General features: G+C 68.7%; 10 protein-coding genes. 5 read left to right on the top strand and 5 right to left on the bottom strand.

Annotated features, from left to right (window positions below; translation table 11 throughout):
• Positions 1-20 precede the first annotated feature (20 nt).
• On the top strand, positions 21-1,193 hold the full coding sequence (locus tag D0C15_RS01750) for a DUF1700 domain-containing protein (RefSeq protein WP_116040655.1): 1,173 nt from the start codon (positions 21-23) through the stop codon (positions 1,191-1,193).
• Between the two features lie 58 nt (positions 1,194-1,251).
• Here the strand turns inward: D0C15_RS01750 and D0C15_RS01745 are convergent, their stop codons facing one another.
• Entirely contained in the window at positions 1,252-1,773 is a 522-nt protein-coding gene (locus D0C15_RS01745; protein ID WP_116040654.1) for a YflT domain-containing protein, read from the bottom strand.
• A 215-nt stretch (positions 1,774-1,988) separates the two neighbouring features.
• Positions 1,989-3,290 (bottom strand): ROK family protein, encoded by a 1,302-nt coding sequence (locus D0C15_RS01740; RefSeq protein ID WP_116040653.1) that lies wholly within the window; start codon positions 3,288-3,290, stop codon positions 1,989-1,991.
• Positions 3,291-3,671: 381 nt separating this feature from the next.
• Between D0C15_RS01740 and D0C15_RS01735 the strand changes: the two genes are divergently transcribed.
• Both D0C15_RS01735 and D0C15_RS01730 read left to right on the top strand, forming a co-directional pair.
• Positions 3,672-6,257: a DUF4118 domain-containing protein gene (locus tag D0C15_RS01735; protein WP_116040652.1), complete on the top strand. Its 2,586-nt coding sequence runs from the start codon at positions 3,672-3,674 to the stop codon at positions 6,255-6,257.
• The gene (locus D0C15_RS01730) at positions 6,254-6,970 is read left to right on the top strand and encodes a response regulator (RefSeq protein WP_116040651.1); all 717 of its coding nucleotides are present in this window, start codon (positions 6,254-6,256) and stop codon (positions 6,968-6,970) included. The genes D0C15_RS01735 and D0C15_RS01730 overlap by 4 nt, the downstream gene beginning before the upstream one ends.
• 3 nt (positions 6,971-6,973) lie before the next feature.
• Here D0C15_RS01730 and D0C15_RS33900 read toward each other — a convergent pair whose 3' ends face one another.
• Positions 6,974-7,651 (bottom strand): hypothetical protein, encoded by a 678-nt coding sequence (locus D0C15_RS33900; protein WP_162829871.1) that lies wholly within the window; start codon positions 7,649-7,651, stop codon positions 6,974-6,976.
• A gap of 245 nt (positions 7,652-7,896) precedes the next feature.
• Between D0C15_RS33900 and D0C15_RS01720 the strand changes: the two genes are divergently transcribed.
• Together D0C15_RS01720 and smc are read left to right on the top strand one after the other, a co-directional pair.
• Positions 7,897-8,184, top strand: coding sequence for an acylphosphatase (locus D0C15_RS01720; protein ID WP_116040702.1), 288 nt, complete (start codon positions 7,897-7,899; stop codon positions 8,182-8,184).
• 125 nt (positions 8,185-8,309) lie between these two features.
• A complete protein-coding gene (gene smc, locus D0C15_RS01715; protein WP_116040649.1) occupies positions 8,310-11,927 on the top strand; it encodes a chromosome segregation protein SMC in 3,618 nt (1,205 codons plus the stop codon).
• 90 nt (positions 11,928-12,017) lie between these two features.
• Here the strand turns inward: smc and D0C15_RS01710 are convergent, their stop codons facing one another.
• Positions 12,018-13,526, bottom strand: coding sequence for a sodium:solute symporter (locus D0C15_RS01710; RefSeq protein WP_116040648.1), 1,509 nt, complete (start codon positions 13,524-13,526; stop codon positions 12,018-12,020).
• Positions 13,513-14,754, bottom strand: a complete 1,242-nt coding sequence (locus D0C15_RS01705; RefSeq protein WP_116040647.1) for an anhydro-N-acetylmuramic acid kinase — start codon at positions 14,752-14,754, stop codon at positions 13,513-13,515. The genes D0C15_RS01710 and D0C15_RS01705 overlap by 14 nt, the downstream gene beginning before the upstream one ends.
• Positions 14,755-14,961 lie beyond the last annotated feature (207 nt).

Here is a 14,961-nt window from a genome sequence, read left to right as displayed (position 1 = left end):
CACGACACAGGGGTAAACACATGAGCACACAGAACTCGGGTGGGGTGCGCGACTACCTGGCGCGGGTCAGGACGTCGCTGGCCGACCTGCCAGCTGTCGAGGTGGAAGAGATCCTGGAGGACGTCCGCCCGCACCTGCAGGACATCGGCACGGAGCTGGGGGAGTCCGCGACGCTGGCCGCGCTGATCGAGCGGCTCGGCTCGCCGGAGAGTTACGCCGCGGAGCTGCGGGCAGCCGGTGGCTACCCCGCCGCTCCCGTGGAGGAGACGGCGCGGGCCGCGGCGGAGCCGAAGCGCCAGCTGGGTGCCCGGCTGGCGCTGTGGGGCCTCGTGCTCGGGGTGTTCGGCGTGCTGCTCACCGGCTTCGCGGTCGCCGTCAACCTGGCCGACGACTACCTGTTCCCGTTCATCGTCCTGCTGCCCGTGCTGGGTGCGAGCGCGTGGTACGTGTGGCAGCACGGTATTCGTCCTATGGAGGACCTTCCCGAGATGCGCCGGATCAGTACCGCCGTGGGCCGGGGCGAGAGCAGCAAGGGCGGGTCGGTCCTGCGCTACCTCGCGTCGTTGCGGCCCGCGTGGTGGCTGCTGTGCGCCGCCGTCCTGGTCGGACTTGGCGTGCTGCTGTTGCTGGGAAGCGTGAGTGCGGTGCTCGCGCTGCCGGTGTTCCTGGCCGTCGGAGTGGCCGTGTTGTGGGCCGGGCCGAAGTCCGCGACCGACCGCCGCCTGCTCTGGGTGAGCCTGCCGGTGTCCGCGTTCGTGGTGGGCAGCCTGCTTGGACTTTCGGGCCAGTTCGTGGAACTGGTGTACGCGAGGAGCATCTCCGGTGACCCGTACTACTCCACGGGTACGTACTCCTCAGGGCCGAACGAACTGACCTATGGCAATGAACTGGTCGAGAACATCTACGTGTTCGATTCCGAGGGCAAGCCGCTGACCGGCGTTTACCTCTACGACGGCGAAGGCAATCCCATCACGACGGCCCGCTACGGCTGTGACAAGAGCACCGGTAGCCAGATGCAGCTCGGTGAGGACAATCGCTTCCCGCGCCCGCACATCGAGTACGGCGCGTACGACGACCAGGGTTATTACAACGGCTACAACGCCTATCGGCCGACGTGCAGGGAGGACACCGGGGTGCCGTTCTCCGCGGTCATCCCCAAACAGGTGACGCCCCAGCCGCCGGCCGGGAAGTAGCAGGGGCGAGGAGCGAGTGGCGTCGGGGGCCGCTCGCTCCTCGTTCCGCTCGGCGTTGCTAGTTCACCGCCGCCGAGCTCATCGAGAGCCGCGCGAGCATTTCGCGCCCGTGCTCGGCGTTGCGCGGCATCGAGAGCACGTCATAGCGGCTGGCGACCAGCTGGCTGTGGGACACGAAATCGCGCCTGCCGCGAGTGGCGGCGTACCCCATCGCCGAGGACGCCAGCCCGAAGCCGACACCTGCGACGAGGCCGATCACGATCGGCAGCAGGCCACCGTCCGGGGTGAACAGGCTGAGCAGAAGTCCGACGAAAAGCCCGAACCAGGCACCCGATGCCGCTCCTCCGGTCAGCACCTTGGCCCAGGTGAGCCGGCCTTTGACCCGTTCGACCAGCATCGGCTCAACGCCGACGATCGTCACATCCTCGACCGGGAAGGCGTTGTCCGCGAGATGATCCACGGCTCGCTGCGCCTCGGCGTAGGAGTTGTAGGAGCCGATGGGCCAGCCCTCGGGCAGGGTCGGCAGTGTCGGCCCCTTCGACGGTCCGGCGAACGCGGTCCGGCTGAATGCGGCGGTCATGGTCCTCACCTCGGCAACTACATCTGTGGGTGTTACACCTTGGTCAACGTCGAGACTGCCCGTATCTGTGCCCGCTGCCGGAACTTCACAGTCGACTATCAGCCGATGCTCAGGTTCAGTGCTTGTCTGTGCGCTTGTCTGTGCGCTTGTCTGTGCGCTTGTCTGTGCATTCGGATCGCTGTGACCTCGGCATCCGCCGTTCTCACCATGCCCTCTCAGGCGAGAATTCCGCTCCTGCCGTTCGTCGTATGCATCTCCGGCATGCCCGCGGGTGTCCCGCTCGGCAGCCACTGGCCGAAGTGACGGCTGGAGAACAGTTCGTCGAGCACCATGTAGGCGGCGCCGACCAGCCCGCCTTCCTCGCCGAGGCGCGCACGGTCGATTCGCAGCTCTCTGGTGGACAACGGCAGTGAGCGCCGATAGATGGTCTCCCGGATCGTCGCGAGGAAGAGATCTCCCGCGTCGGCGACCTGGCCGCCCAGCAGTATGGTCGACGGATTGTAGAAGTTGACCATCGTCGCCAGCATCGTGCCGATCCGCCTACCGGCCTGGACGAGCAGCTGTACGGCGTGGTGATCTCCGGCTCGGGCCGCTGCCGTCACGTCCTCCCCGGTGATCGCGCCGCGGTCGGTGAGTACCTCCGCGAGCAGCTCACTCGCGCCGGAGCGCCCCAGCGTCGTGCCGTCCCTGGCGAGAGCCGCACCCCCGGCAAGCGCCTCGAGGCACCCGGTCTTTCCGCAGCGGCACACCACACTGCTGTCGTCGGAGGCCGCCGCGTGCCCGATGTCGCCGGCGCAGCCCTGGGCGCCCCGGTGCAGCCTGCCTCCGTTGCTGATGCCCGCGCCGATGCCGGTACCGATCTTGATGTAGAGCAGATCGCCGCCCAGCGGTAGTCCTGGAGTACGCAGCTCCCCGAGGCAGAGCAGGTTCACCTCGTTGTCTATCCACACCGGCGCCTGGTAGTGCCGGGCCAGCCGGTCCCGGACGGGGTGGTTGTTCCAGCCGGGCATGATCGGCGGTTCGGACGGCCGTCCCGTCGCGAACTCCACCGGGCCGGGCAGGCCGAGGCCCACCCCCCACACCTGGGCGGGGGACGTGCCGGTGTCCCGCAGGATCTCGTCCAGCGTCGCCTCGACCTCGGCGAGCACCGGGTCAGGACCCAATGCGATGTCGCAGTCGCGATGGCGCAAGGTGAGAACGTTGCCGAGCAGGTCGGTGATACCGGCCATGAACCCGGTCGCGCCGAGTTCGGCCGTCAGGATCCGGCCCGCGTCCTTGCGGAAGCGCAGTGTTCGGGCCTGCCGCCCCCCGGTGGAGGGGTTCAGGTCGCCCTCCTCGAGCAGGCCCGCCTCCAGCAACGTGGTGGTGCGCTGGGTGATCGCGGTACGGCCGAGGCCGGTGCGGAGGCTGAGCGCTGGTCTCGTCTCGGCCTCACCGGTACGGACGAGTTCCAGCAGCTTCGTGTAGCTGTCGAGCAGCTCGGTGCTCGGGGCCTCTGGAACCGGCCTGGTGTCCATACGGGTGCCCCCTTCTGTGTGGTTGGTCCAATCATATACCTCCTGTGACGTTACTTACGTTTACGAACGACATTACGCCGGAAAAAACCAGCCGAAGGTAGGGGATGTCAGCGGGGCGTTAGGGGGCAGCGGGGGCGCGTTAAGAAGTCGTCAGGGCGGGTGGGTCCGGCGGTCCATCGGCCACACGATCGGACGCACCAGGTCCACGACATCGGACCGGCTCACCGAGAGGCACCGAAACGACATGGCCGACTTGCTCTTCGCCGTTCTGCTGATCGGCGTGTTCCTGACGCTGGCGCTCGCCCTGCGCGGGCTGGAGCGACTGTGAGCGGCTCGGGATGGTGGTGGGCCGCGCCGGGCAGTTAGCCGCGAGTCGTGCCGATGCGAATCATTCGACGGGAGCACACTGAGATCGTGGAGCCTGCTGAGGACGCGCGCGCCGGATCGCGCCGGGGTGAGCTGCGCATCTATCTCGGTGCGGCGCCGGGGGTCGGCAAGACCTTCGCGATGCTCGGCGAGGCACGCAGGCGGCTGGAACGTGGCACTGACGTCGTCGTCGGATTCGTGGAGACGTACGAAAGGCCGCTAACGGCCGATGCGCTCGCCGGCCTCGAGGTGCTGCCGAGGCGTACGGTCGCGCACCGCGGGCACGAGCGCACCGAACTGGACACAGACGCGGTGCTCGCCCGCGCGCCCGAGGTCGTGGTCGTCGACGAGCTGGCCCACACCAACGCCCCCGGTTCCCGGTACGGCAAACGGTGGCAAGACGTCACCCGGCTGCTGGAGGCCGGGATCGACGTCATCTCGACGGTCAACGTCCAGCATCTGCAGAGCATGAACGACGTGGTCGAGCGGATCACGGGCGTGCGCGAGCTGGAGACCATCCCGGACGAGGCGGTGCGGGCGGCGGGGCAGATCGAACTGGTCGACATCACCCCGGAGGCGCTGCGCCGCAGGCTGGCGCACGGCAACGTGTACCCGGCAGCCCGGGTGGACGCGGCGCTGGCCAGTTACTTCCGGCCGGGCAACCTGACCGCACTCAGGGAGCTGGCGTTGCTCTGGGTCGCCGACCAGGTCGATGTCGCACTGCAGCGCTATCGAGCCGAGCAGCGCATCACCGACACCTGGGAGGCCAGGGAGCGGGTGGTCGTTTCGGTCACCGGCGGGCCGGAGAGCGAGACCCTGATCCGCCGCGCCAGCCGGATCGCGGCCAGAGCGGGCGCCGAACTGCTCGTGTTGCATGTCCTGCGTGGGGACGGTCTTTCCGGATCGGGGGCGGTTCCCGACTGGCCCGCGTCCCTGACCCGCTGCCGCAGGCTCGCCGACGAGCTCGGTGCCACCTTCCACACTGTTGTCGGCGACGACGTGCGCCATGCCCTGCTGGACTTCGCCAGAGGCGTGAACGCGACACAACTGGTGCTCGGCACCTCTCGCCGGTCGAGGCTCGCCAGGCTGTTCGACGAGGGCATCGGTGCGGCGGTCGTGCAGGACTCGGGGCCGATCGACGTGCACATGGTCACCCACGAGCAGGCGGGTGGGCGCCGTCGCCGCAGGTTCGTCCGAAGTGAACTGGCACCGTCGCGGCTGAGTCTGGGCTGGCTACTGGCGGTGCTGTTTCCCGCTGTCGTGACGGGCATCGGAGTGCTACTGCGCGCCGAACTCGACTTCTCCACCGCCGTGGTGGGCTACTTTCTCGCCAGCGTCGTCGTGGCGCTCGTCGGCGGCCTCGGACCCGCCCTGCTGACGTCGTTGTTGTCGGCGCTGCTGCTCAACTTCTTCTTCACCCAGCCCTACTACACATTCACGGTCGACGCGCAGAGCGACGTCATCACCCTGATCGCCATGGTGGTCGTTGCGCTGCTGGTGTCGGTGGTGGTCGATCTCGCCGCCCGGCGCGCTGTGCAGGCCTCCCGCGCTCGCACCGAGGCGGCCCTGCTCGCCACCTATGCCAGGACGGTGTTGAGCGATCCTCGGCCTCTGGAGCGGCTGCTGGAGAAGGTGAGGGAGAACTTCGGCCTGAAGTCCGTCGCGCTGCTGGAGAAGCGTGACGGTCGCTGGCACCGGATCGCCCACGCTGGAGTGACGCCCTGCGCGGAACCGGACGAGGCCGACGCCGATGTTCCGGTCACGGCCGATGTCCACCTCACGATGAGCGGGCGGGCCCTGCCCGCGTCCGATCGAAGGGCACTGGAAACCGCCGCCGGGCAGGCGTTGCTCGTCCTGCGTCAACAGCGTCTCGCGCAGGCGACGGCGAAGGCGGAGCGCAAGGCCGAGGCCACCGAACTGCGTACGGCACTGCTGTCCGCCGTCGGTCACGACCTGCGGACCCCGCTGACGTCGATCAAGGCGGCCGCTGGGAGCCTGCGCGCACAGGACATCGAACTGTCCATGGAGGACACCGAGGAACTGCTGGAGACGATCGAACAGTCCGCCGATCGGCTCGCCGGCCTGGTGGACAACCTGCTCGACTCCTCCCGGTTGGCGACCGGGGCGGTCAAGCCCCTGTTGCGCCCGGTCGGCTACGAGGAGGTCGTCGCCCACGCGCTGTCCAATGTGGACGGGACGGAGTCGGTGGCCGTGGAGATCGACGACAGTTTGCCGGTCGTGCTGGCGGACCCGGGACTGCTGGAACGCGTGGTGGCCAATGTCGTCGACAACGCACTGCGGCACGGGCGATCCGCGCGGCCGATCGCGGTGCGCGCGAGCGCCCACTCCGGCCAGGTGGAACTGCGGGTCGTGGACTACGGACGCGGACTGGCCAAGGGCAGGGCCGAGTCGGCCTTCGCCCCGTTCCAGCGCCTCGGCGACCGGGGTGGCACTCCCGGCGTCGGGCTGGGACTCTCCGTCGCGAAGGGGTTCACGGAGGCCATGGGCGGAACGATCAGTGCCGAGGACACACCGGGGGGAGGCCTCACGGTGGTGATCTCACTGCCGGCACGCTATCGGGCGGGAGGAAAGGTGTCGTGAACTCGACGAAGGGACACCAGCCGGGCCAGAACAGCACGGTGCTGGTGGTGGACGACGAGCCGCAGATCGTTCGTGCCCTGCGGATCAACCTGTCCGCCAGGGGTTACCGGGTGATCACCGCGCACGACGGCACCGCGGCCCTGCGCGCTGTCTCGGAGAACAAGCCGGACGTCGTCGTGCTGGACCTCGGCCTGCCCGATATGGACGGGACCGAGGTGATCGGCGGCCTGCGCGGCTGGACGACCGTGCCGATCATCGTGCTCTCGGCGCGCGGTGACTCGGCGGACAAGGTCGAGGCACTCGACGCGGGCGCCGATGACTACGTGACCAAGCCCTTCGGGATGGACGAGCTGCTCGCCCGGCTGCGTGCGGCAGTCCGCCGTTCGGCGGGCAGCGCGCTGGACGAGGCCAATTCGGTCGTGGAGACCAGCTCGTTCACGGTGGATCTCGCGGCGAAGAAGGTCATCAGGGACGGTGCGGAGGTGCACCTGACCAAGACCGAATGGGGTGTGCTCGAACTGCTGATCCGCAACCGCGGCAGACTGGTCGCCCAGAAGCAGCTGCTGCACGAGGTCTGGGGACCGACCTACGACTCCGAGTCGCACTACCTGCGGGTTTACCTGGCGCAGTTGCGCAGGAAACTGGAACGCGAGCCGTCCCGGCCGCGGCATCTGTTGACCGAGCCGGGAATGGGCTACCGCTTCGAGCCCTGAGCGTCAGTCGGTTGTGGTGCTGGAGGACGACGTCGCGGAAGAGGTCCCGGAGGTCTCACTGCCATCGTCGGGAGGCGAGGATGGCGGCTCGCTTGACGACGGTTCGCTCGACTCCGGGGGAGTCGTCGGCTCGGAGCTCGAAGTCTCTGGGGGTGGGCTGCTGGGCTCTGTCGAATCGTTGCTCGACGGCGGCAGTACGGTGCCGCCGCCGTCGCCCGGGTTAGTGGTCGAGCCGGGCAGATCGGAACGACCGGACGTGCCCGGCTGCTGCGTCGTCCCAGGTGCGCCCGAGGTTCCCGGCGCCCTCGGCGGCAGCACAGTCGTGGTCGGGGTGCCGTCAGGACCGATGCTCACGACGGTGGTCGGGGCAGCGGTGGCGGCGGAGGAGGGCAACTCGCCCGCTTCCGCCACACCGGTGACGGTCATCGTGTCCGTTCCCGGCACACCGTTGCCGGGGACCAGCTGGGCGCCCCCGGCCGGGGCGGTGCCCTGCGCGGGCGGCCCTCCAGCCGCGGCGTTGCCGCCCCCCGCCAGCTCGGCGACACCCGCGAACGCGGTGGCCACGACGAGGCCGCTCACCGCGAGCATCGCGTAGCCGGAGCGCTGGAGCTTCTCCGTCGGCGCGACGGGTGGCTTGGTCTCACCCCGTTGGCTCGGTCCTGACCCGGGCACAGGCGTCATGCATGGCTCCTTGGTACAGCTCGTGGTGGCTGGCAGATCCTCAGTCCGGTTCGTGTCCTTCAGCGGTGCGGGTCCTCGGCGTCTTCCGAGCGCCGCGACCGCAGCAATTGCACTCGGACGGGTGAGCCCGAATGGCGGACGGCGGCACGCTACCACTGTCGGGTAACTATGGGCGAGTGGCTGTGCGCTCGCTGTTCACTCTCCGCGCACGCCAGGCGTCAGGCACCATGGACGCCGTGAGAGCCATGACCGACGAGACAGCGCACGAACGTCTGACCGCCTGGGTGCACGGATCCGTTCAGGGGGTCGGTTTCCGCTGGTGGACGCGGAGCAGGGCGTTGGAACTCGGGTTGGTGGGCAGCGCACGCAATCTCGCCGACGGCCGGGTGGAGGTCGTCGCGGAGGGGCCGAAGGCACACTGTGAGCGTCTACTGACGGCGTTGCGCTCCGGAACGTCACCCGGACGAGTGGATCGTGTCGTGGAGCGGTGGTCGGCGGCCAAGGGCGGTATCGAGGGCTTCGTCGAGCGTTGAGTTCGGCAAGGGTCGCGATGAGCCACAGCCGGATCACGCCCCAGGTCCCACGGTCTCCAGGGCCTGGCGGGTAAACTCCGCCGACACCGAACTTTGCGAACCGGCAGCGGAGAGGTCAGCACCAAGTGCACCTGAAAAGCTTGACGCTCAGGGGCTTCAAGTCCTTCGCCTCGGCGACCACCCTGCGTTTCGAGCCGGGCATCACCTGTGTCGTCGGCCCCAACGGATCGGGTAAGTCGAACGTCCTCGACGCCCTGCGCTGGGTCATGGGTACCCAGGGGGCGAAGGACCTGCGCGGCGGCAAGATGGAGGACGTCATCTTCGCCGGTACCGCGGGCCGGGCTCCGCTGGGCCGCGCCGAGGTCACGCTGACGATCGACAACTCCGACGGTGCGTTGCCGATCGACTACGCCGAGGTCTCCATCACCCGGCGCATGTTCCGGGACGGCGCCAGCGAATACGAGATCAACGGCAGCAACTGCAGGCTGCTCGACGTGCAGGAACTACTGTCCGACTCCGGTATCGGCCGGGAGATGCACGTGATCGTCGGGCAGGGGCAGCTCTCGCAGATCCTCGAGGCCAAGCCGGAGGAGCGCAGGGCCTTCATCGAGGAGGCCGCCGGGGTGCTGAAGCACCGCAAGCGCAAGGAAAAGGCGCTGCGCAAGCTCAACGGCATGCAGGCGAACCTCGACCGCCTCGGTGATCTCACTACCGAGCTGCGCAGGCAGCTCAAACCGCTGGGCAAGCAGGCCGAGATCGCGCGCAAGGCGCAGGCCGTGCAGTCCGAGCTGCGGGACTCCCGGCTGCGGCTGCACGCCGACGACCTCGTGACCCAGCGGACCGAGCTGGCCAGGGAGGAAGCCGACGAGAACGCGGCGCGGGCTCGGCGGGCTGAGGTGGAGCAGGCTCTGGAGGTGGTGACCTCGGAGCAGACCGACCTCGAGGCGTCGCTGGCCGAGGACGCGCCGAAGCTCACCGCGGCCCAGGACACCTGGTACAAGCTCTCCGCGCTAGCCGAGCGGCTGCGCGGCACCGTGCGATTGGCGGTGGAGCGCCAGCGGCACCTGTCCAGCGAGGTGGAAACCGGTACGGCTGGACGCGACCCCGAGGAGATGCTCGCCGAGGCCGATCGGGTGGCCGAGCGGGAGCGAGAGCTGACCGATGTGGTCACCGAGGCCCGGTCGATGTTGTCGGCCACCGTGCAGAGCCGGGAGCAGCTGGAGCGCGAGGTACAGGCCGCGGAGAAGGCCCATATGGCCGCCGTCCGTGCCATCGCCGACCGCAGGGAGGGTCTGGCGAAGCTGACCGGCCAGGTGGAGGCGCTGCGCAGTAAGACAGGTGCGACAGCGGAGGAGATCGACCGCCTCACCATGGGTATCGAGGAGGCCTCCGCGCGCGCCGAGGAGGCCGCCGAGGAACTCGAGCAGGCCCGCGCGGAGGGCGGGGTCGAGGAGTCCGACGACGCGGACCTGCAGGATCGCCATGACCGGGCGGTGCGGGCCAACGAAGCCGCCAAGGCCAGGGTTGAGGAACTTGTCCTGGCGGAGCGGACCGCGGAGCGGGAGATCGCGTCCGAGAAGGCCAGGGTGGACGCACTGTCCATGGGCCTCAAACGCAAGGACGGCGCCGGTGCGCTGCTCGGGGCGGCCGACGACCTGCCCGGCCTGATCGGCTCGGTCGCCGCACTGCTCACAGTGGACGCCGGTTACGAGGTCGCGCTGGCCGCGGCCCTGGGCCCGGTCGCCGACGCGGTGGCTGTCAGCGCGGGCGACGACGCGGTCGCGGCGCTGAAGTACCTGAAGGACAACGAGTCCGGTCGCGCGGGCGTTCTGCCCGCCGCACAGCAGTACACAGTGGACACTGCCACCTGGCCCGCGCTGCCTACCGGGGCGCGCTGGGCCAGGGAGGTGGTCACGGCACCCGAGGCGTTGCGCCCCGCCGTCGAGCGTGCGCTGGATCGGGTGGTCATTGTGGACACTCTGGAGCGGGCACAGGACTTGGTCCTCGCCCACCCGGAACTGAGCACCGTCACCCAGGACGGTGATGTTTACGGCGCGAACTGGGCGGTCGGTGGATCGGCTCGCAGCGAGAGCGTCATCGAGGTGCAGGCCGCCGTCGACGAGGCGCAGGACCGCATGCTGGCCGCGGAACGGCTGCTGGAACGCACGGCCGCCGAACTGGAGGGCGCTCGCGCCGAACAGCAGGACCGCAGGGACGAGGTCGGCCAGGCCAAGGAAGCGCTGAGCGAGGCCAAGGTGCGCAAGGCGCGCTCCTCCGAGCGACTGAGCCGGATGCAGCAGGCCGCCCGCTCGGCCGAGGCCGATGTGGAGCGGTTGCGTAGCCAGCGCATGAAGGTCGAGCAAAGCCGGGAGCAGGCGCTGGAGCAGCTCGGTGAGCTGGAGGAGCGACTCGCCGCGGTCGCCGAGCAGCCGGTCGACGAGGATCCCGACACCAGTGAGCGGGACGAGGCGGCCGGTGCGCTGGCCACCGTGCGCCAGGAGGAGGTCGACGCCAGGCTGGCGCTGCGCACCGCGGAGGAACGGGCGAGGGGTATCGCCGGCAGGGCCGATGCGCTGCGCCGCGCCGCGCAGGCCGAGCAGCAGGCACGGGAGCGGGCGGAGAAGGCCAGGATCGCTCGGGCTCGTGGCGCCGAGATCGCCGCGGCCGTGGTGAACGGCGGGGAGACCGCACTCGAGCGCATCGAGGTGTCACTGCAGCGTGCCGCCGCCGAGCGCGACGAGATCCAGAGCCAGCGGCTGCGGCGGGAGTCGGCGCTGAGCCAGGTGCGGAGCAAGGTCAGGGAACTGTCCGGTGAGCTGGAGAAGCTGACCGACGCCGTGCACCGTGACGAGGTGCTGCGGGCCGAGCAACGGCTGCGGCTGGAGCAGTTGGAGACCAAGATCGCCGAGGACTTCGGCATGGGACTCGACGACCTGATCGCGGAGTACGGCCCGGATGTCCCGGTGCCCCCCGGTGCGGGCGAGATGGCCGAGTACGAAGCCGCGAAGGAGCGCGGGGAGACCGTCATGGCCCCGCAGCCGATTCCGTACGACCGCGATACGCAGACCCGGCGCGCGAAGCGGGCGGAGAAGGACCTGGCCCTGCTGGGCAAGGTCAACCCGCTGGCGCTGGAGGAGTTCGCCGCGCTGGAGGAACGGTACAAGTTCCTGTCCACGCAGCTGGAGGACCTGAAGGCGACCCGCAAGGATCTGCTGACCGTCATCAAGGAGGTCGACGACAAGATCCTCGAGGTGTTCGCGGGTGCCTACGAGGACGTCGCGCGGGAGTTCGAGATCGTCTTCTCGGTTCTGTTCCCCGGCGGCGAGGGGCGCATGGTGCTGACCGAGCCGAACGACCTGCTTGCCACCGGCGTCGACGTCGAGGCTCGCCCCCCTGGCAAGAAGGTGAAGCGGCTCTCGCTGCTCTCCGGCGGGGAGAAGTCGCTGGTCGCGGTCGCGATGCTGGTGGCGATCTTCCGAGCTCGCCCTTCGCCGTTCTACGTGATGGACGAGGTCGAGGCCGCGCTGGACGACACGAACATGCGCAGGCTCATCGGCTTGCTGGAGCAGCTCAGGCAGAGCTCGCAGCTCATCATCATCACCCACCAGAAGCCGACGATGGAGATCGCCGACGCGTTGTACGGCGTGAGCATGCAGGGGGACGGCATCACCAAGGTGATCTCCCAGCGCCTGCGCAATGACGGCGTGGTCATCGAACCGGAGCCCGAACCCGCTCCCGCCTGAGGTCTTCAACCCCCCTCGCACTTTCCCGGGAAAGTGCGACGCGCACCCCATCGCACTTTCCCGGGAAAGCGCGAGGGGGTGCGCGGTGGATCAGGCGGCGCGGGCTTGCTCAGGCTGGGTCGGATCCGGGGTGTCCTTGGGGTGGCGCAGCGACAGCAGCCCGCCGACGACCAGCGACACGATCACGCCGAGCGGTACATACCACGGGAACGCCAGTGTCTTCTGTTCACCATCCACAGTGAACTCCACGCCGAGGATGAACACGGCGACCACGACGACGGTCGACAGGAAGGCCACGATCGCGTCGGCCTCCCTCGCCCGCTTCACCAGCATGCCGAGGAAGAACGCGCCCAGCAGTGCGCCGTAGGTGTAGCTGGCGATGCTCAGGCCAAGCTCGACCACGGGCTGCTCGGTCGTGGTGAACAGCGACGCGAACCCGATGAAGACGAACGCCCAGACCACGGTCCACACCCTCGCGTGCTTCAGGATCGCGCTGTCCGCCAGCTTGCGCTTGGAGAAGCGCTGGTACAGGTCGCTGACCGTGGAGGTGGACAGCGAGTTCAGCGAGGACGAGATCGTGCTCATCGCGGCGGCCAGGATGCCGGCGACCAGCAGTCCGGAGAGACCGGAAGGCAGCTCGTTGACGATGAACGTGGGGAAGAGTTCGTCGCTGGCCTCCATCCCCATGTCCGCGGGTGCCAGTCCCTTGTAGAACGACCACAGCGCCGTGCCGACGACGAGGAACAGGGCGAACTGGAAGAACACCACGACACCGCTGGCGATGATGGCCTTCTGGCTTTCCTTGACGTTGCGGCAGGCCAGCAGTCGCTGCACCATCAGCTGGTCCGCGCCGTGTGAGGCCATGGCGAACAGTGCGCCACCGACCACCGCCGTGATGAAGGCGTAGTGCGATGTGACGACGTCGGAGGAGAAGTCGAAGAGCTGGAACTTGCCCGCGTCGAACGCGGCGCCGAGCCAGCCGTCCGGCAGCTTCCCGGTCAGGATCACCAGGGCGAACACCGCGCCGAGGACGTAGATGCCCATCTGGATGACGTCGATCCAGATGACGGCCTTGATCCCGCCGAGGGTGGTGTAGATGACCGCCATGAGCGCGATCGCCGCGACGATGATCCAGTACGGCGCGTCCACTCCGAACACAGCCAGCATCACCTTGACGGGGATCGCGGTCGCGAAGAGCCGGACTCCGTCGGCGAGCAGCCTGGTGACCAGGAAGGTCACCGATGCCGTGCCCTGCATGCTGCTGCCGAACCGTTTGCCGAGGAACCCGTACGCGCTGACCAGGTCGCCCGCGTAGTACTTGGGCAACAGCACGAACGCCACCAGTACCCGGCCGATCAGATAACCGATGGCCAGCTGGAGGTAGGTGATGTTGCCGAGGTAGGCCACGGTCGGCACGCTGATCACGGTCAGCGTGGACGTCTCGGTGGCGACCACCGAGAAGGTGACCGCCCACCAGGGAACCTTCCTGCTGCCCACGAAGTAATCGGAGGAGGACTGCTGTTTCCCGGCGATTGCTATGCCGAGTAGTGGTGTTCCCACCAGGAACACCACGATGATCGCGAGGTCAAGGGCGCGCATGGCTATCTCCTACCGTGTCCGTGGGATCGGCCGCTACCCGCAAGCGGCTGATTGCCGTCTGTCGTGGCTGTGGGAGGCGAAGGGCGTCCGCGCCGGGAGTGATGCTGCCCAGCAGCCGTGTGCCGCGAGCGCCGGTGGCGCCCGGTACGTTCGCCGGAAGTCCCTGCCAGGTCAGCCATCCCAGCAGAGCCGTCAGGTAGGCCTCCTTGCCCGCGCTGGAGAGGCCGATCTCGCCACTGGTGGTCACCGTGCTCCCGTCGAGGGCGGCGCGCACGGCCGCCAACAGGATCGGGTTGGCGACGCCGCCGCCGGAGCAGACGACCGTGTCCACCTTGTGTTCCCTGCAGGCCGCGGCGATCGTGGTCGCGGTCAGCTCGGTGAGGGTTGCGAGCAGATCGTGGTCGCCGACGCTTGGCAGTCCGGCCAATGCCTCGTCCAGGTACGACTGGTGGAAATGCTCCTTGCCGGTGGACTTGGGCGGCGGCGCGAGATAGTAAGGATCGCTCAGCAGGCGATCCAGCAGGTCCGTGCGCACCTGGCCGCGCGCGGCGAGTGCACCGTCGAGGTCGCTGCGCAGGCTGCCACCGCTGACCCGCGCCGCGGCGAGATCGAGCAGGGCGTTTCCGGGACCGGTGTCGTAAGCCAGGGTCTCACCCTCGGCGGTGACCACGGTGATGTTCGCGATGCCGCCGACGTTCACCGCCGCCCCCGCGCGCCCGGTCTCGTCCACGAGCGGGCGCAGCCAGAGCGAGTCGAGTGTGCTGGCCAGCGGTGCGCCGTGGCCGCCCGCGGCGACATCCCGGGCCCGGAGATCCGCGACCACCGGCAGTCCGGTTCGCTCGGCGATCCATGCGGGCTGGCCGAGTTGCAGTGTGCCCTTGGCCGAACCGTCCTCGACCCAGTGGAACACCGTCTGTCCCAGTGAGGCCACCAGGTCGGCGTGTCCACCGGCGAGCTGGTCGATCCCGGTGCGGGCGGCCGCGGCGAAGGCCTGGCCTACCTCGGTGTCGAGCCGGGTGAGTCGCTCGACGCTGCTGGCGGCGGGAGGAAGGGCGGCGAGCAGGTCGTCCCGCAGCTGTTCCGGATAGTCGATTTCGAGGCAGCCGAGCGGAACGAGGATCAGCTCTTCGCCGTCGGCCCGGAACTCGGCGGCCGCCACGTCGATGCCGTCGATGGAGGTGCCGGAGATGAGTCCGACGACCCGCAGGCCTTCATCGGGGTTCGTCACGAGATGTGGTCTAGTCCACCGCCCCGTCGTAGCACAAGATGTTTCGTTGATTTTTGTCCGAAAAGAGTTGCAAGGAGTTACGCGTTCACTTGGCGTGTCGGGGAAGTTCCCCAATGTGGCATTGGGGACGTTGGAGTTCCCCAATGCGGCATTCGGGACGTTGGAGTTCCCCAATGCCACATTGGGGGCATCCTGCTCCCGCGCCGG

The organism is Amycolatopsis palatopharyngis (assembly GCF_003385185.1).
Classification (GTDB): domain Bacteria; phylum Actinomycetota; class Actinomycetes; order Mycobacteriales; family Pseudonocardiaceae; genus Amycolatopsis; species Amycolatopsis palatopharyngis.
This window is presented reverse-complemented; position numbering and strand designations above follow the sequence as displayed.